18 protein-coding genes are annotated in these 23210 nt (G+C 34.5%); 13 read left to right on the top strand and 5 right to left on the bottom strand.

Annotated features, from left to right (window positions below):
- The first annotated feature begins 13 nt into the window (after positions 1-13).
- The 3 genes from ptsP (at position 14) to NK213_RS05840 (ending at position 3392) form a co-directional block, all read left to right on the top strand.
- On the top strand, positions 14-1720 hold the full coding sequence (gene ptsP, locus NK213_RS05850) for a phosphoenolpyruvate--protein phosphotransferase (protein WP_253347769.1): 1707 nt from the start codon (positions 14-16) through the stop codon (positions 1718-1720).
- 176 nt (positions 1721-1896) lie between these two features.
- Positions 1897-2448, top strand: coding sequence for a DJ-1 family glyoxalase III (locus tag NK213_RS05845; RefSeq protein WP_253347767.1), 552 nt, complete (start codon positions 1897-1899; stop codon positions 2446-2448).
- A 209-nt stretch (positions 2449-2657) separates the two neighbouring features.
- Positions 2658-3392: a GntR family transcriptional regulator gene (locus tag NK213_RS05840; protein ID WP_253347765.1), complete on the top strand. Its 735-nt coding sequence runs from the start codon at positions 2658-2660 to the stop codon at positions 3390-3392.
- Positions 3393-3479: 87 nt separating this feature from the next.
- On the opposite strand, the gene NK213_RS05835 is transcribed toward NK213_RS05840, so the two are convergent.
- Genes NK213_RS05835 through NK213_RS05825 form a run of 3 tightly spaced genes read right to left on the bottom strand, consistent with a single transcriptional unit; the run spans position 3480 to position 6819 of the window.
- Positions 3480-4202, bottom strand: a complete 723-nt coding sequence (locus tag NK213_RS05835) for a glucosamine-6-phosphate deaminase (RefSeq protein WP_253347763.1) — start codon at positions 4200-4202, stop codon at positions 3480-3482.
- A gap of 22 nt (positions 4203-4224) precedes the next feature.
- Positions 4225-5535: a 6-phospho-beta-glucosidase gene (locus tag NK213_RS05830; protein WP_253347762.1), complete on the bottom strand. Its 1311-nt coding sequence runs from the start codon at positions 5533-5535 to the stop codon at positions 4225-4227.
- A 21-nt stretch (positions 5536-5556) separates the two neighbouring features.
- A complete protein-coding gene (locus tag NK213_RS05825) occupies positions 5557-6819 on the bottom strand; it encodes a PTS sugar transporter subunit IIC (RefSeq protein WP_253347759.1) in 1263 nt (420 codons plus the stop codon).
- Between the two features lie 257 nt (positions 6820-7076).
- Between NK213_RS05825 and NK213_RS05820 the strand changes: the two genes are divergently transcribed.
- Both NK213_RS05820 and NK213_RS05815 read left to right on the top strand, forming a co-directional pair.
- Positions 7077-7910, top strand: a complete 834-nt coding sequence (locus tag NK213_RS05820; RefSeq protein WP_253347757.1) for a sulfite exporter TauE/SafE family protein — start codon at positions 7077-7079, stop codon at positions 7908-7910.
- Between the two features lies 1 nt (position 7911).
- The gene (locus NK213_RS05815; protein WP_253347755.1) at positions 7912-8277 is read left to right on the top strand and encodes a DUF1634 domain-containing protein; all 366 of its coding nucleotides are present in this window, start codon (positions 7912-7914) and stop codon (positions 8275-8277) included.
- A 21-nt stretch (positions 8278-8298) separates the two neighbouring features.
- Here the strand turns inward: NK213_RS05815 and NK213_RS05810 are convergent, their stop codons facing one another.
- On the bottom strand, positions 8299-9546 hold the full coding sequence (locus tag NK213_RS05810; protein WP_253347730.1) for a replication initiation protein: 1248 nt from the start codon (positions 9544-9546) through the stop codon (positions 8299-8301).
- Between the two features lie 236 nt (positions 9547-9782).
- Between NK213_RS05810 and NK213_RS05805 the strand changes: the two genes are divergently transcribed.
- The 6 genes from NK213_RS05805 to NK213_RS05780 all read left to right on the top strand — a co-directional run bounded on the left by NK213_RS05805 (position 9783) and on the right by NK213_RS05780 (position 14374).
- A complete protein-coding gene (locus tag NK213_RS05805; RefSeq protein ID WP_253347728.1) occupies positions 9783-10880 on the top strand; it encodes a DgaE family pyridoxal phosphate-dependent ammonia lyase in 1098 nt (365 codons plus the stop codon).
- A 148-nt stretch (positions 10881-11028) separates the two neighbouring features.
- Positions 11029-11781: a KDGP aldolase gene (locus NK213_RS05800; RefSeq protein ID WP_253347726.1), complete on the top strand. Its 753-nt coding sequence runs from the start codon at positions 11029-11031 to the stop codon at positions 11779-11781.
- 71 nt (positions 11782-11852) lie between these two features.
- A complete protein-coding gene (locus NK213_RS05795; protein WP_253347724.1) occupies positions 11853-12263 on the top strand; it encodes a PTS sugar transporter subunit IIA in 411 nt (136 codons plus the stop codon).
- An 18-nt stretch (positions 12264-12281) separates the two neighbouring features.
- A complete protein-coding gene (locus tag NK213_RS05790) occupies positions 12282-12767 on the top strand; it encodes a PTS sugar transporter subunit IIB (protein WP_253347722.1) in 486 nt (161 codons plus the stop codon).
- Between the two features lie 18 nt (positions 12768-12785).
- A complete protein-coding gene (locus tag NK213_RS05785) occupies positions 12786-13541 on the top strand; it encodes a PTS sugar transporter subunit IIC (protein ID WP_253347720.1) in 756 nt (251 codons plus the stop codon).
- Between the two features lie 2 nt (positions 13542-13543).
- Positions 13544-14374 (top strand): PTS system mannose/fructose/sorbose family transporter subunit IID, encoded by an 831-nt coding sequence (locus NK213_RS05780; protein ID WP_253347718.1) that lies wholly within the window; start codon positions 13544-13546, stop codon positions 14372-14374.
- Positions 14375-14427: 53 nt separating this feature from the next.
- Here the strand turns inward: NK213_RS05780 and NK213_RS05775 are convergent, their stop codons facing one another.
- Positions 14428-15036 (bottom strand): hypothetical protein, encoded by a 609-nt coding sequence (locus NK213_RS05775; RefSeq protein ID WP_253347716.1) that lies wholly within the window; start codon positions 15034-15036, stop codon positions 14428-14430.
- 256 nt (positions 15037-15292) lie between these two features.
- On the opposite strand from NK213_RS05775, the gene NK213_RS05770 reads away from it, so the two are divergent.
- Positions 15293-16366 carry an endonuclease gene (locus tag NK213_RS05770; protein WP_253347714.1) on the top strand — a complete coding sequence of 358 codons (1074 nt, stop codon included), beginning with the start codon at positions 15293-15295 and terminating at the stop codon, positions 16364-16366.
- A gap of 242 nt (positions 16367-16608) precedes the next feature.
- Entirely contained in the window at positions 16609-23025 is a 6417-nt protein-coding gene (locus NK213_RS05765) for an autotransporter domain-containing protein (RefSeq protein WP_253347712.1), read from the top strand.
- The last annotated feature ends 185 nt before the right edge of the window (positions 23026-23210 follow it).

Below are 23210 nucleotides of genomic sequence, written 5' to 3'. Positions count from 1 at the left end.
AAAGGAGAGAAGTATGAAAGAATTTAAAGGAATTGGAGCTTCAGAAGGGATTTCTATTGGGAAGGCTATGTTATTCATCGAAGAAGAAATGAACATACCTCAGGAAAAAATATCAGAAGTACAGGTAGGAACAGAAATTGAAAAATTGTTAGATGCACAGAAAAAATCTAAATTACAGTTGATTTCTATTAGAGACAAAGTTAAAGAAAAAATGGGTGAAGACAAAGCTGCTATTTTTGACGGGCATATAATGCTTCTTGAAGATGATGATCTGATGGACGAAGTCAGAGATAAAATAAAAGCTGAAAAAATGGCTGCAGCCAGAGCTCTTGATGAAGGTGTTAATGAGTACTGTGAAATGATTTCACAGCTTGATGATCCTTACTTAAGAGAAAGAGAAGCTGACTTGAAAGACGTCGGAAAAAGATGGCTTAAAAATATACTTGGTATAAGAATGAAGGATCTGAGTAACCTTGATCCTGAAACAGTAGTTATAGCTTATGATCTTACACCATCTGACACAGCGCAGCTTGATCTTAAAAATGCAGTTGGATTTATTACTGAAATAGGAGGAAAGACATCGCATTCTGCTATTATGGCAAGATCTTTGGAACTTCCGGCAGTAGTAGGAGTAAAAGATGCATTAAAAGAAATAGCTGACGGAGCTCCAATAGTAATGAACGGTGAATTGGGAGAAATTATCATAGAACCTGATGCAAGTGTTTTAAAAGACTATACAGAAAAAAGAGAAGCTTACCTGAAAGAAAGAGAAGAACTGAAAAAATTAATCCACGAAGAAGCTGTAACTGAAGACGGACATAAAGTAGAATTATGGGGAAATATAGGAAGCCCGGAAGATATAGATGCTGTTCTTGAAGCAGGAGCAACAGGGGTAGGACTATACAGAACAGAATTCTTATTTATGAATTCAGATCACCTTCCTACAGAAGACGAGCAGTATAAGGCATACAGAGTAGTTGCCGAAAAGCTTCAGGGGAAACCGGTTACTATAAGAACAATGGATATAGGAGGGGACAAAGAACTTCCTTATATGGATCTTCCTAAAGAATTAAATCCGTTCCTTGGATGGAGAGCAATAAGAATCTCTCTTGTAAAACAGGATATATTCAAAACTCAGTTAAGAGCAATATTAAGAGCAAGTGCTTACGGACAGGTAAAAATCATGTATCCAATGGTAACTTCAATAAATGAAGTAAGAAAAGCCAATGAAATACTTGATGAATGTAAGAAAGAACTTGATGAAATAGGTAAAAAATATGATAAAGATATAAAAGTAGGAATCATGGTGGAAACTCCATCTGTAGCTATTATCTCGTATAAATTCGCAAAAGAAGTAGACTTCTTCTCAATAGGAACAAATGACTTAACACAGTATTTCCTTGCAGTAGACAGAGGAAACGAACTGGTAGCATCATTATATGATTCATTTAACCCTGCTGTATTAGAAGCAATACAGAAAGTAATAGATGCAGGGCATGACAGAAATATATCTGTTAGTATGTGCGGAGAATTCGCAGGAGATAGAAGAGCTACAGAAGTATTACTTGGAATGGGACTGGATGCATTCAGCATGAGCGCATCATCAGTACTTCAGGTTAAGAAGAAAATCAGAAACAGCAACTATGAAAAAGCACAAAAATACAGAGATGAAATCTTAGCACTGAATACACCGGAAGAAGTTTTGGAAAATTTAAGATAATTATATAAAGGGAAAACTGTCTATATTTAGGCAGTTTTTTCGTTACAGTCAGATTATGGAATTTTATACAAGGATAAAAATTCGTTTGTTGTTATTTTGCCATTTTAGTGATATATTTAAAACAGGGAATTCTTAGAAAAAAACTATTTATGAAATAAAAATATGAGGTGAAAATTATGAAAGTTGCTGAATTTATAGTAGAGGGATTTGAACAGATAGAAGCATTGACACCGGTAGATCTTTTGAGACGTGCGGGAATAGAGATAGATACTATTTCTGTATTTAATGAGAAAAATGTAAAAAGCAGCCATAATGTAATAATAGAAACTGATAAAAATATGAAAGATATTAATTTTGAGGATTATGATATGCTCTTATTGCCGGGAGGACCCGGAACAGGGAATTATGAGAAGTCGGATTTTTTATTGGAAAAATTACTGGATTTCAGTAAAAATAATAAAAAATATATAGCGGCTATCTGTGCTGCTCCGGGTGTTTTAGCTCGTTTAGGCATACTTAAAGGTAAAAAAGCAGTTTCTTTTCCGGCTGTGGAATCTGATCTTGAAAAAAACGAAGCTGTTTTACTGAAAGAAAATGTAGTGACAGACGGGAATATAACTACTTCAAGAGGAGCAGGGACAGCAGTAGATTTTTCCTTAAGACTGATAGAAATGCTGAAGGGAAAAGATGAAGCAGACAGAATAGCAGAGCAGATAGTATATAAATAGAAAATGACAGGCGGCAATCAGGTATATCTGCCTGTTTTTCCGGTAAATTAATCTTCAAAAATCATGTGTTATATAGTATAATTATTAGTAAATAGAAAAGAATATTAATAATAGTTTTCTATCTGACGGGGCATCTTTAGAAGTATAGACAAAACAGATTTGGTAATATAAAACTATCTTTTGAAAATAAAAAACAGAATGGATAATTTATGGAAAAAAAACACAAATATCTGGAAATAAAAGTAGAGATAAAAAATGATATATTAAATAAAAAATATGAAGTCGGGGAAAAAATCCCCTCTGAAAGAGAACTGGCTTCTCTTTATAATGTTACACGGGTTACAGTACAAAAAGCAATGAATAACCTTGAGCAGGAAGGCTTTATAGAAAGAGTCCACGGCAAGGGTATGTTTGTACTGAAAAATACCGAGGGGAACATATATATTTTTAATAATGAAAAAAGTGACAGTGTTCTCGGATTTTCAAGAGAGTTTAAAAATAAAGTGAAGATCAGCAGCGGACTTATAGATTTTGAAATAATAAAAGCGGGAAAAGAACTGGCAAAGCTTCTTGAAATAGAAACAGGAGAGGAAGTATATTATATAAGAAGGGTAAGACTTATAGACGATGTACCTGTTACTGTGGAAGATACCAATATACCCCTTAGTGTCATAAACGAAATTCCAAAAGAAGTCTTAATAAAAGGGTCTCTTTATGAATATATTGAAAAAACTACAGGGAAAAAAATAAAAGACTCTGATACTATAATAGAAGCATCGCTGTTTACAGATGAGCTGGCAAAATTTCTTAAGATAAAAGCCGGGCATCCAATGCTGAAAATGACTGAGGTCACAAGGCTTGAAGATAAAACAGTGTTTAACTATTCGTACAGCTATAACAGAGGAGATATTTTCAGAGTAAAAAATCTTAAAATAGAGAAATAAGAAAGGCACCGTAAGAAAATTCGGTGCCTTTTTATAATTGAGAAAGGGTTAACTAACTAATTATATACATGTGTGTGTTTGAGAAAGCTATAATAATTTTCCGGCAGCTTCATCAATATAGAAATAAACTTTCGGAGCATCTTTTACCATAGTAGAAGGAATCTCCGGATTTTTTTCTGAGTGAACTGTTTTATAAACAATATCAGCTTTTCTCTCAGCATCTGCCATTAAAATAATAGTATCAGATTCAAGTATTGTCTTCATTCCCAGTGATAATCCCTGTTTCACATCAAGTGCAGTATCAAAATATTTTACAGAGACTTTTTTAGTAATAGGATCAAGGTCTACAATATGGCAGTAAGTATCCACAGGAACATTAGGTTCGTTAAAGCCTATATGTCCGTTCATACCAATGCCGAGAACTATAAGATCAAGATTTCCGTTATCAGATATAAATTTATCCACTCTTTTGCACTCTGCATTAAGATCTTGGGCAAGTCCGTCAAAGAAACACACCTGCTCCTTGGGAACAGGAATAAGATCATAAAAATTATTATAAAGTGTTTCCTGACAGCTTCCTTTTACATCTCTTCCAAGTCCTACCCATTCATCAAGACCGACAAATTTACATTTACTAAGGTCAACCTTATTTTTATTTACAGCTTCTACAAGATATTTCAAAAGACCCAGAGGTGTGTCGCCGCCGGCGAAACAAAGCAGACTGTCAGACTTTTTGCTTACATAATCAATTACAAAGTCTCCCACTGCTTTAGATAATTCGTCATAATTTTTTTTTGTTATAAGTTCCATATTTATCTCCTTTATTTATAATTTATTTAAAGTATTGCGGCAGATATTTTTTATTAACTTCAAGCAGTTCATCCAATATCTTTTCTGCGATATTTGCCGATGGTACAAGCGGATTAATGCTAAGGGCAAGAAGTGCAGTCTCATAATCCCCTGTTACGGCAGCTTCCACTGTAAGTTCCTCATATGCCTTTACACTCTGGATAAGTCCTCTTATTTTTACAGGAAGTTTTCCGTAAGTAATAGGGTGTGCACCGTCTTTGTCAATCATTGCATTTGTTTCGATTACCACATTATCGGGAAGATCAGATGTAGTACCGTTATTAAGTGTATTTACCACATGTATTTCTTTTCTGTTGTTATAAATAGAGCTTATTATAGAACATGCTGTATCTGAATAGTATGCTCCGCCTCGTTTTTCCAGTTCTTTAGGTTTAGTAACAAGATTTTTATCTTTATAAAGTTCAAATAAATTATGTTCGATTTCTTTTGTCTGTTCCCCTCTTGTGCCTTTTTCAGCTTCATCTTTCAGTGCGATTTCCACCATTTCTCTGTTCAGGAAGAAATATTTCAGATATGAAATAGGATACATATGCAGAGCTTCAGTGAATTTAGCTGAAAAACCAATATCAGGAATATTTTTCAGGCTGTTGTCAGCTTTTCCCACAGATAATTTTTTGATAAAATCATCAGTTATATCTTCACCTTTTAAAAATATTTTATCTGCAAAAATCAAATGATTTAATCCTATGATTCTTGTATAAATATCATCTTTTTCTACATTATATGCCTTTGCAATATCCATAAGCATGCTGTTTGCCCCGCTGCATATACCTATTGTTTTTATATCACTGTATTTCTTTATTGCTTCTGTTACTATACCAGCGGGATTGGTAAAGTTAATAAGCCATGCATCAGGACAGAGCCTTTTCATATCTTTGCATATATCCAAAAGAACAGGAATAGTTCTCTGGGCTTTCATAAACCCGCCGGGCCCTGTTGTTTCCTGACCTAGGACACCATATTTCAGCGGAATTTTTTCATCATTGATTCTTGCGTCTAAAAATCCTACTCTTAACTGAGTTGTTACAAAGTCGGCACCTTTCAGTGCTTCTTCCCTGTCAAGGGTAAGGTGAATATTGATAGGGACACCGGCTTTTTCTACCATTCTTCTGGCAAGTTCACCAACAATTTCCAGTTTTTCTTTTCCCTCTTCAATATCAACCAAATAGTAATCTGTAACCGGCAGTTCGTCGTATCTTTTTATGAATCCGTCTATTAATTCCGGAGTATAGCTGGAACCACCGCCGATAGTTGCAATTTTTAATCCTTTCATTTTTTATCACCTCATAAAGTATTATATTTCACTGTTTAAAACAGGTTCTAAACTTTCTTCACTTTCCGCTGCTTCTTTTTCAAGCTGTTTTTTCTCTGCCATTTTGAAAAAAGGCAGGAAAACAACAACGGAAATAACAATAGTACATACAGACCATATAACTGCCGGTATATTTCCACCTGTTACAAAGTATGCGGCAAATATAGGGGGCATTGTCCATGGTATCTGTAATACAGGACGACCTATTATATTAAAGTACATCAGACCATATGTAAGAGTACACAAAATCATAGGCGTAATAGTAAACGGTATCATCATAATCGGGTTAAACACTACAGGGAATCCGAATATAACCGGTTCATTTATACAGAAAATGGCAGACGGCAGTGATAGTTCACCCACGGATTTATAAAGTTTGCTTTTGGAACGAAGCATGGAAATAACAAGTCCGAGTGTGGCCCCTGTCCCTCCCAGACACATAAAAACTATATAAAATCCATCGGCAGTTATGTGCGGAATAGGCTGGTGAGCCAGATATGCCTGTGTATTCTCTGCGATATATTTCAGAAATATGGGGCTTGTAATACCGGAAAGGACATTATCCCCGTGAATACCACAGCACCATAGTACAGAAATAAGAAATATAAGTATAAGCATTCCGGGCAGTGTTCCTAATCCTACTACAAGAGGGCTTAACAGCCATGTAAAGAATGAATTTATATCAAAATTCAAAATAATTCTGATAAACCATATAAGAGTAATAGTAACCGCAGCAGGAACCAGACTGGCAAATGACCGCGAAACTGCCGGAGGCACACCGTCAGGCAGCTTGATTACAATATTTCTTGATATAAAGAACTTTATTATATGTACAGTAATTATAGATAATATGATAGCCGAAAACAGACCGGCAGCTCCCAGATTATCTACATTCAGGGTATATTCCTGATTCAACTGTGCCAAAAGAAAGACCACCATAGTAATAGCGGTACATGTAATGGCATCAAGCTTATACTGTTTAGCCAGATTATAGCTTATTCCTATAGCTGATATTATACCAATAGCACCAAATGTAACCGCGACAGGAGCGCTGAGTTTGTCAGCAAAAGGTCCTAAAAAATCAGACCATCCCGGTATAGGAAGGTTTGCCAGAATAAGAAAGACGCTTCCCGAAATGGTAAACGGCAGAGTGAGTGTGATTCCATTTCTCACTGCAACAAGAATTTTGTTTTCACCAATTTTGATCAGAATTGGAACAAGTTTGTTTTCAATAAATTTGATCATTTTTTTCCTCCATAATAAAATATAATAAGGTAAAGGTTTAAAATCGTAGCTACTTATTGTACAAACCTAACTGGTATATACCAGTTAATGTAAGTATACCATATTTTTTTCAAAGTCAATAAGCAAAAAAAATTATTTTAAAATACCTGATATTTCAGTGACAGTTTAAAAAAATAAAATCTGCTATGTAGTTTTGTGGTAATTATGTTATACTTTTATTATAGAGAGTTATGGGAAAATAGAAGGAGAGGAGAATATTGGAAATATACAGTCTGCAAATATTTTTAGTATCCATCGCAGCAGGAGTACTGGGTTCCATACTTGGTCTGGGCGGGGGAATAATTATAATTCCTGCGCTGACACTTATGTTTCAGGTAGATATAAAATATGCAATAGGAGCCAGTATAATAGCAGTCATAGCAACTTCGAGCGGAGCAGCAGTGGCTTATATAAAAGATAAGGTAACGAATATAAGAATAGGAATGTTTCTTGAAATTGCCACCACTGTAGGCGCTATAACAGGAGCCTTTATAGGAGGTTTTCTAAACCCGAAATATCTGTTTATAATATTCAGTATTCTGATGTTTTATTCCACATTTATGATGATAAAAAAATCAGGTGCTGAGCTTCCGCAGAACGTAATTCAGGATCCTCTGGCGGATAAGCTGAATCTTCACGGAGAATATTACGACAAAGCTTTGAAGCAGGACGTGAAATATAATGTCAGCGGAGTAAAAAGCGGTTTCGGCGTAATGTATGTGGCAGGTATAATGTCAGGACTTCTTGGTATAGGAAGCGGCTCGTTTAAAGTTATGGCAATGGATGTATTTATGAAACTGCCCATGAAAGTTTCCAGCAGTACAAGTAATTTTATGATTGGTGTTACTGCTGCAGCAAGTGCCGGTGTGTATCTGGTGCGGGGCGATATAAGACCTGATATAGCAGGGCCTGTTGCATTAGGTGTACTGGTAGGTGCCACATTAGGTGCAAAAATTATGCAGTATCTAAAAAGTAAAACAATAAGAATGATCTTTATACCGGTCTTACTTTATGTAGCAATACAGATGCTTATGAGAGGAATAGGTGGGTAAAATGAGAGAAGACGAAAAAGAGCTTCACGAAGTGGAACTTGCCATAAGCAAAGCTCTCAGAATAGGGGTGCTGATAAGCGGTATCATTACATTTGCCGGGCTTATAATGTACTTCGCCACAGGAAACAGCGGATATCCCGGGGAAACATACCCGGCAGATTTTCTTGCGATCATAAAAGGATTTATTGCTCTGAAACCATATGGAGTTATTATGACAGGGCTGCTTATACTTATAGCTACTCCGATTTTCCGTGTGGGAATATCAATAGTAATATTTTTTGTGGAAAAAGATTATCTGTATGTAAAGATAACACTTCTTGTATTTGTGATACTGATGCTGAGCCTTTTGATGGGAAAGGCAGGATAAAAAAACGGGAATTAATCCCGCTTATTTTTCAAAAATGTAAATAAAACTATCATAGTTTTTATTATACTCTATAAATATTATAAATTTTTCATCTTCATATTTAAATTCATTAAATGACTTTAAATTGAGCAGTTCTTTATAAAAGGGGGCAATCTTTGGTTGCTCTTTTTGATTTATATATCCTGATTCCATAAGATCATATGCTTCCCTGAATATAGGCGCCATTTGTGTGAGGTGGAACAGATTAGTCCCGCTGATTATCTCAAAAAGATTTTCATATAATTCCGGAAGGGAATGGAAACTCTTTTTCAGGGAGAAAAGCAGTTTATATTTCTCTTTAAAAGGAATAATCATTTTTGAGAATCTGTTTTCAAAATAATCATATTTTACTGCTTCAATAAGAAAAATTTCAAAGTTTCCTTTATAATGAAGCTTTGCATAGTCAATATTCTTTTTCATATAGTTATACCCCCTGTTAGCAAGGGAAAGAGTAATAAAATTACGTATTTTACTGTTATTCTTAATAAGAGGTTTGATTCCTTCCATAAGTGTATCAGTATTTTTCTCAAGTGCATTTTTATTTTCATCGGCAAGATAAAATTTCAGACCTATTATTTTACTGCTGGAAGTATTGTGAAGCTTTATTTTTCTATATTGTATTTTTAGTGTTGTGTATTTTTCTATTTCGTTTATACACACAGTCAGTATATTCTTTTCAAAATCGTAGAATCTGGAGTATGAAGTATTGTTTAAGTCCAGATAATTTTTCAGAGTATCAAGGGATACTTCAAGAAAGTCGTTTATTCCGGTATTATTAGTCAGGAATAAAAAGAGTTTCTTTGTAATAGGGTTGCTAAACTGCAGAAGAATATCAAAATTATATGCCCTGAAATCTTTTTTGTTTTTTTGGAAGATATTAAAAAAATCCGAAGATATTGAAAAAGCATAATTATTTTCTGAAAATTTATATGAAGAAAGCGGATTTATAATTCCTTCAATATCTGGAATATTTAATTTATTACACTGATAATTTACTCTTTTTTCAAAGAATTTATTCAGGAAATCGTCAAGCTCATGCTTATTGGCGAGATTCAAAAGATTCAGAAGAACTTTTTGTCCCAGAACTATTTTTGGATCATTATCAGAAGTAATTTTTTTTATCAGAAATTCCAAAAAAATCTTGTCTTTTTTATTAAGTTTTTTTTGAAAATCTATAAAAATATCATGTTCTTGAAAGAAAAACTCATTTTTTTTCATATTTTTTTCCATTTTTTTTCTCCGTTCCATAGAAAAAGTCAATTTTTTAATCAATGACCAACGATAATTATTTTACAAAATTATCGTTATACTATCATGTTATATTTATATATCTAGCACAATTATAAAAAAAAGTCAAAGAATATTTCAATGTCCGACGACGAAAATGAAAAATTTGACTTTCGTAGATAATATGGTATGTTAGTAGTGAAAGAAAAAATTGATGAAAAATTATTGGAGGTGAAAAAGTGAATATATATGAAAAAATAGGTTTGCAGAAAGTAATAAATGCAAGCGGAAGAATGACAATATTAGGAGTGTCTGTATTATCAGATAAGAGTACAGAAGGATTCAAAGAAGGAAGCCAGAATTTCGTAGTAATGGAAGACCTTATGAATAAGGCGGGAGAAATAGTTTCCACTTATACAAAGGCTGAGGCAAGCTGCGTTACATCTTCTGCTTCTGCGGGAATAGCAATAGCTACTGCTTCTCTTATTACAAAAGACAGTCAGACAATGGCAGAAAACCTTCATATACTAAATACTGATAAAAGAGAGATAATTATACAAAAAGGTCATGTGGTAAACTACGGTGCACCTATAAAGACAATGATAGAGCTTGGAGGCGGTAAGCTGGTGGAAGTGGGACAGTCGAACCTTACAAGCGAAGAAAATATAACAGGAAATATAAATGAGAATACAGTGGGAATATTTTATGTAAAATCGCATCATAGTGTACAGAAAGGTATGCTTAGTCTGGAAAAAACAATAGAGATAGGAAAGAAATATAATCTGCCGGTGGTAGTGGACGCAGCAGCAGAGGAAGATCTGGAAAAATATGTGGCAATGGGAACTGATATGGTTATATACAGTGGTTCCAAGGCAATAGAAGGACCGGCTTCAGGGTTTATAACAGGGAAGAAGGAACTGATTAAGAATTGTAAGCTTCAGTATAAAGGAATAGGAAGAGCAATGAAAGTGGACAAAGGGGTAATCATGAGTCTCCTCAGTGCGCTTGAACAGTACAGTCAAAAGGATGAAGCTAAAATAGAACAGGAAAATAAGAAAAAGGCAGAGCTTCTGGCGGAGGAACTGAAAGGAATAAAGGGGACAGAAATATCGGTGGTAAAAGATGAAGCAGGAAGAGAGATATACAGAACAGAGATGAAGCTGAAAGAGACAAAACTAAATGCAGAAGAGCTGATCAATGAACTGGAAAGCGGAAATCCTGCGATATATACAAGAAATTATTATAAGAATCAGGGAAAAATACACTTTGATATGAGATCAGTGGATGAAAAGGAAATAGGCAATATATTTAAGAGAATAGAGGAAATACTGGGTTAGAATTTTTACTTTATTATATATTCAACTACCAAAATATGAATAAGATAAGGTACTATACCTGGAAAAGAATAAAAAATTATTATAAAAATAGCAATCTAAAATATCTGTATCCTAAAAGATACTGGGTAAATAAACAGGAGGAAGAGAAATGCTTGATACTAAAATAAAGTTTTATAAAGGGAGAGTGGCATTAAACGTACTCGCAAAAGATCTGGCAAATGCAAAAGAAATATATGAAGCAGCGGAAGGTCATGTAGTAGTAGGCCTTTTATCAAAGAATTATGACAAAATAGAAGACGGAGTGGCAGAGGTAAAAGAATATCTGAAAGAACTGGGAGTAGTATCTGTAGGACTTGGAGCGGGAGATCCGAGCCAGTTTCAAAAAGCGGCATTAATATCGTGTGAGACAGATCCGGGACATGTAAATCAGGTATTTACAGGGGCAGGATATGCAGCGGGAGCTTTGAAGGCAAAAGGGTATGGCAGAACGTATATAAACGTGTTAATGAGTCCTACCGGAGAGCCGGGGAAAGTAAAGATAAACACAGGAGAGCTCAGCGAAAAAGAAAAACCGGCAATAGTGGATGTAGATACAGCAGTGGCAATGTTGAAAGATATGAAAGCACATTCAGTAAAGTTTTTCCCAATGGGAGGACTGAAATCAATAGAGGAACTGAAAGAAGTAGTAAAGGCAAGTGAAAGAGGCGGTCTGGAACTAATAGAGCCGACAGGAGGAATAGACCTTGAAAACTTTGAGGAAATCCTGAAAGTATGTGTGGAAAGCAAAATACCAAGAATAATGCCTCATATATACGGATCAATAATAAATAAGGAAACAGGGCTTACAAGAGCAGAGGACGTAAAGAGACTTTATGAGATCACAAAAAAACTCGTAAAATAAAGTCAAAACAGTGATAAAAATTTTGTTACATAAAAATAATCATAAATAGAGAAAAAATGTAAGGAGGAGAAATGGAAAAAGAATTGGGAATTTTACTGCTGACACATGGTGACTGGGGAAAATATATCATTGAAGCAGGTAAAATGATCGTAGGGAATGTAGACCGTGTATCACATGTAGCATTGAATCCGGCAGATACTTTTGAAGAATTTTATGAAAAAGTGGAAAAGAAAGTTTCTGAACTAAAAGACGGGTCTTTGATTATTACTGATATATTCGGGGGTACTACTACAAATGTGGCGGCAAAGCTGAGTCTGAGCTACAATATAAATATAATTTCGGGATTAAATGCCCCGCTTTTATTTGAGGCTCTTTTAAATATAGATTCCATTGATAAGGACGAGGTACTTGATAACATAGTGGAAGAGGGAAAAGACAGCTGTAAAAATATACTAAAAGAATTAAGAAAAATGACAAAATAATATCAGGGAGGAAAGATAATGGCAGAATTAGTTTTAACAAGAATAGACAGCAGACTTATACACGGACAAGTGGTTACGAAGTGGGTAGGACAATCAGGAGCAAACAGAATAATAGTAGTAAGCGACGAACTGGTAAATGACGAATTTATGAAAAACATCTATTTAATGGCAGCACCGCCAAGTGTAAAAGTAGATGTATACGGAAGTGAAGAAACAGGGAAACTTTGGAAGGAGGATCAGTTTGGAACAGGGAAAGTGCTTCTTCTTTTCCCAAGTCTGGCAGTGCTAAAGCAGACACTGGATGCAGGACTTGAATTAGGAAAATTACAGGTAGGCGGTCTCGGAGGAGGGCCAAGCAGAAAAGTAGTATTTCAAAATATTACTCTTGACGACAAAGACGTGGAGATACTAAAAGAACTTGCCGGAAAAGGTGTGGATATTATATTCCAGACTATTCCGGAAGATAAGCCGCAAAAATTTGAAGAAATTCTAAAAAAATATTGATTAGGTTGGTGAAGGAAAATGAATAATTTAGTAATTGCGATTTGTATGGGGTTGATTTACTGGTTTACAAGATTAAGACTCGGATATACTTTTTCGTCTATTCTGTTTCAGCCCGTGAGTGTGGGTCTTGCAGTAGGATTACTTTATGGTGATGTATCTAAGGGAATGATGATAGGGGCAGCAGTACAGCTTGTTTATCTTGGGGTAACATCTACTCCGGGAGGAAATGTGCCTTCAGATCCGGCACTTGCATCATGTGTGGCAATACCTATAGCACTTCAGACAGGAATGGATCCTAAACTTGCAGTAGCATTGGCAGTACCGTTTGGGGTACTTGGAATCTTTTTGGATCAGATAAGAAGAACAACAAATTCGTTCTGGGTTCATATGGCTGATAAATACGCAGAAGATGCGAATACAAAGGGAATAATGAGATGTGCATTTTTATACCCTGCATTAATGGGATTTTTATTAAGATTTCCATTGGTTTTCGTAGCGACTTATTTCGGAGAATCTGTAGTTCAAAAATTCTTAAGCATAATGCCGCAGTGGCTGCTTCACTCATTTGAAATAGTAGGTGGAATACTTCCTGCTCTTGGATTTGCGATAACAATAATGGTAATAGGTAAGAAACATCTTATACCGTTTTTCATACTTGGATATTTCGGTGTAAAATATCTGAATATAGACGTAATGGCAGCAGCCATATTCGGAGCATGTTTCGCATTGTTATTTACATATCTTAATGCTCAGAGAAAAGGACAGGAGGGATAAAAATGGAAGAAAAAAACTATGAAATCAAAATAGATAAAAAGGATATAAAAAAATCATGGTGGATATGGTATCTCGGAGCAGAGGTATCGAACTCTTATGAAAGATTGCAAAGCTTGATATTCTGTGCTTCAATGACACCTGTACTGAAAAAACTGTATAAAGATAAGGCAGAATTATCAGAAGCCTTGAAAAGACATTTGAACTTCTATAATACAGAAGGAATAGCAGGAAGCATAGTAACCGGTATTACAATTGCCATGGAAGAACAAAAAGCCAATAATGAACAGGGAAGTTCTGACACAGCAATAACAGGGATAAAAACAGGATTAATGGGTCCTATAGCAGGAATCGGGGATTCAATAATATGGGCAGCAATTATGCCGATAATAATAGCTTTATTTCTTCCTTTTGCAATAAATGGTAATGCACTTGGTGCCATTATGCCGATAATTCTTTATACGGGAGTAACAATACTTATAGGTTACTATCTGTGTATAAAAGGTTATGTAATAGGGAAAAACTCTATTTTACAGTTATTACAGGACGGAAAGGTAAAAGATCTTATAGACGGCGCAAGTGTGCTGGGACTTTTCATGATGGGATCACTTTCTGCAAGTTATATAAAGATAGAAACTCCTTTTAAAATAGCAATAGCAAACTCACAGCCGATAATGATACAGGAAATACTTAATTCAATAGCGCCGGGATTGCTTGAACTCGCAGCAGTGTTTGGAATTTACTGGTTCTTAAAGAAAAAAGGGCCAAGATACAATATAATAATGATAGCTATAATAGTATTCAGTATTGTTTGTTCGGTTTTGGGACTGTTATAAGAAAAAGGGCTTCGGCCCTTTTTTGTTTGCAGAAAATTTTATTTATACAGGAATTAAATCTCAGAAAGAGATATAATAAAATCTACTGCATTTTTAAGAATTTCTTTTAAATGCCAGCGGCTTGTCTGGATTCTTTTTACCGGAGTATCCCAGTCTTCGTCTTTAATAATATAAAGTACATAGCCGTTTGAAGAACCATACCATCCTAAATCCAGTGTGTAACCGCCGGGATAGTTCACTTGGAGCATATCTTCGACAGGGTACTTAAAGTCATCGGAAATATAGGTGATTTTTCCTGTTTTATAATCAATGTCTGTTAGTAAAAAGTCGTGCGGCTGGTATTCAACAGGCGTAATAGAAGTACTGCTTTGTTCGTGCCATTCCAGAATTCTGCTGATGATTTTCGGTGTTATGACTTCGTCTGGAAGAGGAGGGAAAAAACAGTAAAGTCCGGTTTTTAGTCTGCTGCTTTTTTGGACAAAAATCTTAGGATGTATGAATTCGTCGCTGATCTGGTTTACACGGTAATAAATAACAAGGGAACTATCTTCTTTGATTATATTCAGATAGTCCGTGAAATAATCCTCGTCTCTTTTTACATACCAGTAAAAGACTTCTTCGTTATAAATGATTTTTCTTTTTCCTTTTTTACTAAATGCCATATTTTCTCCTGTTTTTGGTGATGATTTCATAATTTTATAATTGATTATAACATATTATATGAAAGAAAAACTATTAATGTAAAATTTCAAAGAAAATTGTGAATATTAAGTAAATTTTATAAAAAAATCTTTGTTAAAATCATAATAAAACATACATTTTTATACAAAAAAATACTTAAAAATGATATAATTAATTGAATGAACATAAATTTATTAATTTAATGATGAAAGATGGGTAAAAATTTTAGGAGGTAGTATGGATTTTAAAGAAAACTTGAGTGAACATATTAAAAATATGGAAAAATTCAAAGAAATGAAATTTAACGAAGAACAAACTAAAATGGCACTTATAATTCCATTTATTAAAACTTTAGGATATGATGTTTACAATCCATTGGAAGTAATTCCGGAATATATTTCAGATATTGGTGAGAAAAAAGGAGAGAAAGTAGATTATGCAATTTCGCTGGAAAATCAGATTGAATTATTAATAGAAACTAAACCTATGTGCGATAATCTTATAAATCATGATATACAATTGACCAGATATTTTAATGTAACTAATTCAAAAATAGGAATTCTGACAAACGGTATTATTTATAAATTTTTTACTGATCTGGAAGAAACAAATAGAATGGATTCAAAGCCTTTTTTGGAAATAAATCTTTTTGAAATATCTGAAAGCCAGATTTTGGAACTGAAAAAATTCCATAAAAAGAATTTTGATATAAATATAATTTTATCAAGTGCTGAAATTTTGAAATATTCAAACGGGATAAAAAGATATTTATTTAAACAGTTGGAGACACCAGAGGACGACTTTGTCAAGTTATTAATGAAAGAAGTATATGATAGAAAAATTACACAAAACAGACTTGAAGAATTTAGAGAAATTGTATCTATGTCTTTTAAAGTTTTTATTAATGAAAACATCAGAAAGAAACTAGAGAATGCATTAGAACAAAATAGAGAACAGGAAGCGAGACAGACAGAAGAAATTAATGAATTGCCTGATTCAGAAATTGTAACAACTGAGGATGAAAAAGAAGCATTTTATATAGTGAAATCAATACTTGGTAAGATGACGGATATAGAAAATATAACATATAAGGATACAAAGAGTTATTTTGGAATTTTATATCAGAATAATACCAGAAAATGGATCTGCAGAATTATTTTTAATGAAAATGATATTGTAGTTGTTATGCCAACATTTGAACAAAAAAATGGAAAAATGATTGAAGAGAAAATAAAGATAGAATCATTGCAGGAGTTATATAATCTGGAAGATAAATTTATAAAAGTAGTAGGAAAATTTATAGAGAATTAGCCAAAATCTGCTCTAAATAAAGTATTTACAGTAATTTTTTTCTTATTGTAAATGTCTGATATCAGCAGAAAATAATAAAGATGAAAACACAGCTTATTTCAAATATTTAGCTGTGTTTTTTATTTTAAAATAAAAATTGAAATATGATTATCAATATGATACTATTGGTTATACAAGCAACATCAGTATTCTTTTTAGATTAAAAATTTGTATAAACAAATTTTATGTCAAGGAGAGAGATTATGAGAAAATATGCAGGTATCATATTATATATTGTTTTTCTTCATTTTACATATAGTCAGAGTATACTCAATATAAATAAAAAAAATTATGAGAATAAATATAAATTAGTAGAACAGCTATTAAAAAAAAGACAGGGAGAATTGGAAGATTTATATAAACAGGGAGATTTTATAGTAAAGCCGGAATATCTGGAGTGGCAGGTGTTTTTTTCGGGTCTTTATTATGATGCAAAAGGAGGTAAGTCTTCAGGCAGAGAATTTCATGAAATTCCGGTAGTACCCGTACCGGTTAATTTTGGTATGCTTATCCCGATGAAAGAGATAAAACCTGAAATTCAGGCAATTATTCCAAATAGCTATAATTATAATTTTACAGATCCCGAATCTATAGAAATCGGATCTCTTGAGCTGCTTACAGTAAGAGCTGTAGATATACCCAATTTTGATGTGGAAATACCTAATATACAATATCCGGTAACGTTCGGTACTATAGATCCGATAACTGTAAATGTAGATACTAATCCAAACGGCTATACTTCTGCTGCGAATAATTCAAATATGAATACCAATACACAAAATCCTGCGAGTACATTACTGGCAAACGGAAGTTCGTATAACGGACTTATACAGATAATAGGAGTAGAAGGAACGAATTATGCTGATCCTCTCACAGGAACAGGCAGTGTCACATATGTAATAAGCAGTGACTTGGAGAGTCAGAGAACTAAAGGAAGAATTATAACAATAGAATCTCACAGAGGAAATTCAGAAGCAACAGGAACTGTTTCAGCAGCCGGAGATCCTGATGAAGCTTTATTTGTTACAACAACAGGAAATTTATATGTAAATGCCAATACAACTATAGGTGTGGAGCTGGAACGCGGCTATTCAAATATAAGAAATGATGTAATATATATAAATAAGGGACTTATTGAATCAGGTGCAGGAGTGAGTAATGTAATAGGGATAGACTTTCAGGGCGAAACACTGGGATTTGAAAAAGGACCGATAATAGCTGAGAACAGAGGAACGATCAGAATGAACGGCAACGGCAGCATAGGAATAAATTCTGTAAGAACTCCCAATGCTACAGGAACTGATCTGGATATAGGGATAAAAAATACTGGTCTGATAGAAATAAACGGAGATAACAGCTATGGTATATTTATAGGAGGAAAAGATCTCAGGGGAAAATGTAACAGATATAACGGCTGTCCTGACAGACCTACAAATATTGCTTCTGATGTAATGTATGAGAATCTTCTTGTACAAGGAGGAACTATTGATATAAACGGTAAAAATGGTGTAGGTTTGGTACTGAAAGATACTGACAGCGTTTATAACGTAAAAATATTAAATGATGCAGTATTAAATGAGACAGCAGGAATAATAAATATAAATAATGAAAATTCCGTGGGTATATATACAGACGGATCATATGATAATTCTAATATTTTCCATGGAGAAGAGACAAACTATTATAATAACGGGACGATAAATCTGAATTCTTTAGACGGAATAGGAATACGTGTTGATTACAGCGGTGTGGAGAATGCCGGAACAATAAAACTCCTTGCAGGAGCAGTGAATTCCATAGGGATGGCAGGAACAGACCAGACAACCACTCCTAAAAACAGCGGATTAATACAGCTGCTTTATGGCGGAAATGAAAATATAGGGATATTTGTAAACGGAGGGAATGCAATAAATCTTGAAAACGGGGTAATAAGAGTAGAATCACAGGATTCCTCAGGGATTTTAGCATATAATGGAACAGGTGAGAATAAAGGGAATATTTATGTGGATAATTACGACTCGGCAGGAATAATAGCTGATAATTCCACGATTAATATGAACGGCGGAGTTATTGAAAATACAGGTAACAATATGGCAATATTCGGGACAGATAATTCTGTTATAAATCTGAATGCAGGGGTTATAAATACACTTGATGAAGGAGTATCATTATATTTGAATAACGGAACTGTGGCAAATCTGAAAAACGGTTTTACAATTAATGTATATAATGACAGTTTTATGTTATATAACAAGGATTCTTCAGGAACATATTCATCAGTATTAAATACTGACGGCGTGTCAACGGCAAATATAAAAGAAAGCGGGTTTGCCTTTTATTATGATAAAAATGCCGGCACAGATGTGGAAGATTTTTTGAGAAATACAGTATCAGGTACCGGAACATTAAATTTGAATATGGAAAAAGGGTCAGTGCTTATATTTCTTGATGAAACAACAGGGGCTTCACAGTATTTGAGCAGTTTGGATATTGATTTGTCAAATATAGGGAGTGCATTGAAAGTAAATGGTTCAGACTATTATAATTACGGCTTTAACAAAATAGGGCTGATAATAGATAAAAATGTTAATCTGGATAATCCTGATGATACTTATCTGAAGAGTATATATTCATCATCAGCTATTGAAATAGATCCGGGAATTAATATAACAGGAAGTGAAGACGGGCAGATTTTTATTATGCAGGAAAATTATGACGGAAGCTCAGGAAGAAATGAAGTAATAATTGATAATAACGGAACTATAGAACTTTCAGGAAATAGCTCAATAGGAATTCTTACTGATTTCGGAGTGATAAATAACAATGCGGGCGGTGAAATCAGTATACTTGGTAATAGTTCCAAAGCTTTGGTCTCGCTAAACGGAACAGCAGTTTTTAATAACGGGATTATTAATATCGGCGGGGCAGACTCGGCAGGAATATACGGTTCAAATAATTTTACAGGAGTGTCGGCTGTTTACGGAGATGAAAAAATAGAAATACATAATAACGGAACAATACAGAGTATGAATGATAAAAAAAATGTTTACGGGATATACTCTATAAATGAAAGAGTATCGTCATCAGATGCCAGAGTTAATTTAACCGGCAGTTCAAAAATATTATTAAAAGATTCGGAAAATTCAGTAGGTGTATTTCTCATAAAGAGCACATTGAACGGAAGCGGTATAATAGAAATAGGAAATAAAGGGATAGGAATATACGGGCGTGATTCTGTTATAAATCTCAGCGGTTTTACAATGAATCTTTCAGGGAATAATGCACTCGGGTTTTATTTGCAGGGGAATACATCATTCAATGCAGTCGGCGGGCTTAATACGATAAATGTAAATGGAACAGACAATATACTTTATTATTTTGCCGGAGATTTTACAGGTTCATTTAATCAGGATTTCACTGTGAATGCAGCTCCGGGTTCCACATATCTGCTAGGAGTAATAAGAGATATGTCTTATGTATACGAAGGTACGGCGAATCTTGGAGAAGGCGGTGTGTTTGTGTATGGAACAGCTTCTTCGGTAACACTTGGACCGTACGGGCATCTGAATTCTCAATATGATAATATAATTGGTCTTTATATGGACGGGGTTTATACTTCATCCCCTTATGATGCTTTGAATTTAGGAAGAATAAATTTTGAAGGAAATAATTCGGCAGGAATCTATGCAGAAGACGGAGCAAGAGTATTTAACAGCCAGTATGGAGTAATAAGTGTAGGAACGGGTTCTGCGGCAATATACGGAGAGTCGGCAGGCAGTATTCTGAATTCCGGAGAAATATATATAAAGGATAACTCTACAGGTATTTATACCATAGACAGCAATTCAGCAGAGAATGACAAATTGATAATGGGAAATGGCAGCGGACAGACAGGAATATACTCTCGGAATATTGTTAGCGCACTTAATTCGGCAACAGGGCAGATAGTGCTGACAGGAGACGGAAATGTGGGGATGTACAGTGTTTCCAGTGTGAATACACGAAATGACAATATAATATCTCTTATAAACATCAGCAATGCAGTAAAGCCAGGAATTGGAATTTATGCAGACGGTATTGTTACAAATTCGGGAAGTGTGAGTGTATATGACGGTTCAGCGGGAATATACGCATTTAACGGAAATCTTGTTCAGGATGGGACTGTTTCCACGGGAAATAAAGGAATCGGAATATATGCAGATAATGAAAGTGTGGTGTTGAACGGACTTTCCAGTGTAAATACAGGAAATAACGCAATAGGAATATATGGGAAAAATAATACGGCAATTATTGCCAACGGAACTTTGAATATAGGGACAGACAGTTTCGGGTATGTTCTGGAATCCGGGTCAAAACTGGATAACTCAAGCAGCATATCTTTGAGCAGCAGAAATGTATTTGTGTATTCAGACGGAGCCGCAGAAGTGATAAATAATGCCGGAGCGGACATATTGATAAGCGGACAGGATAATACGGCATTTTATATGGTGAACGGCGGAAAACTGATAAATAATGCAGATATTACAGGTGTTGCTGGAACATCCAATGTGGGGATATACAATAACGGAGGAAGTATAGAAAATAACGGGGATATAAAAACAGGAAATTCTGTTCTGGTATATCAGAAAGACGGGCAGACAGACTATAATAACAGCAGATACAGTATAGGAGTGTACAGTGAAAATAATACTCATTTTCTAAATACCGGAAATATAGAAACCGGAGAAAACGGAGTAGGAATATATGTGAAAAAATACAAAGGAACTATTCCGGCCAAAAATACCGGAAATATAACATCTGCCGGAAACGGAGCTATAGGAATATTCGCTGAAAGCAGCGTAGTATCAAACAGCGGTATAATCACAATGAACGGAAATAATGCAGTTGGAATGTATGCGAATGTTAATGCTGTAGTAATAAATGACGGTGTTATTAATATAAACGGTGACAACTCTGTAGCAATGACAGTAAGTACAGCATCTACAGCAGTAAATAACGGTGTTATAAATTTGAACGGGAAAAGTGGAATAGGCGGACTTTATTACGGAAATTCCGTTTTTGAGAATAATGGAATAATAAATGTAAATAATACAGGTCTAGGAGAAGATGAAAAGAATAAAATTTCAAAAGCAAATGATACGCCTCTGGCAGTTCCAAGCATTGTGAACTCAGGCGTAATAAATGTAAATGAAAACTTCTTAAATGAGGGAATGAAGATAAAAATAAGAATAAATCCCGAAACAATAAGAGCAGCAGTATTGCCTGAAGACAACGGAGCAAAATTTGTGGCAGATTCAGTGAAGTTTAATGCACCTTATTTTGACGGGGATGAAGATAATCCTGTACTGATAACGCCGGATTTTGCTGTAGGAACAAATGCACTGGTGTATAAGCTGAAAGATGTATTTAATCCGTCTACAAAAAACGGAGGACCTAATTACGGAATAGTGCCTATAGCGAGTGAATCACTCACGTGGAAAGCAACTCCGGTGATTAATGATTCGGGAAATCTTGATATATGGATGGAAAAAATCGCTTATACACAGTTTACTTCAAATAGATGGTATGCTTCGTTGGGAGAGAATCTGGATAAAAAGTATGAATTTTCCACAGGAGATGCACTTAAGATTTTTGACAGTCTTGATGTTATAAAAAGCGAAAATGATTTTATAAAAATCATGGAAGATTTATCAGGAAGCATATATGCAAATATGAATAAAAGAGAGCAGAATACAGCTGATGTATTTCAGGATTCGCTGGAACTGCTTCAAAATTCTGAAAATAATACAAAGGAAAATATAAAAGTAAATGTGATAACAGGAAAAAGCAAAAATACAGAGAGACAGGAAGGGGTAACAGGATATGACAGCACTGTCTTCGGGGGAATTATACTGAGAGAAGTGGAAAGAACATATTATAATACTGTGGGGTATTCAGCAGGATATCTTCATACAGACACTGATTATGATGATTCCAACGGAAGTTCGGAAGATAGTGATACATTACAGGCAGGAGTACACAGCAGATATGATATCTCAAAATGGACTTTTGAAAATGATCTCACAGGAAGAATAAGTTTTCATAATGTAAAAAGGAATATAAGCTGGGAAGACAGAAAGTCGGAAATGAACGGAGACTATCAGTCATATAGCTTCAGCAGTGTAAACAGAGCCGGCTATAAAGTAAACAGTGCGGTAATGCCTTATGCCGGTTTCAGAGTAATGTATGTAACGAGACCTACATTTGAAGAGACAGGTATAGAAAGACTGCAAATAGAAGGAAATAATGCGTGGAGTGTAAAACCCGGAATAGGAATAGAACTGAAAAGTGAAACAAAACCATGGAAAAATGGATGGAAACTAAAAGGTATGCTGGATGTAGCATATGAATATGAACTTGCTGATCTGAATACTGAAGAAAAAGCAAGACTTACAGTTATTGAAGATGATTATCATAATCTCGTGAAACCCGATAAGGAAAAAGGGATTTTAAAATCGAAAATCACTGTGGGAGCAGAGGCCGGCGGGAGATTCGGCGTGTTCCTTACAGGTGCATATGAAGCAGGGTCAGGCAGCAATGAAAATTATAGAATAGGAATAAATTTGAAAGCAGCATTCTAAAAATAAAAAAAATCTGTTTTACCTGAAAATAGTATTCGGAATAAGAAATTTCTAATGAAAAAAATAAAAAAAAGAGGAATTGGATGAATTAGTCCAAATCCTTTGTTTTAGATATGTTTGTGGATTTGAGGTGCAGTTCGGGAAGAATTATTTTATATTTTTTTGCATTTTAATCAATAAAAGTG

This window comes from Sebaldella sp. S0638, assembly GCF_024158605.1.
Taxonomy (GTDB): Bacteria; Fusobacteriota; Fusobacteriia; order Fusobacteriales; family Leptotrichiaceae; genus Sebaldella.
Note: the sequence above shows the minus strand (reverse complement) of the source record. Positions and strands in the feature narration are given on the sequence as shown.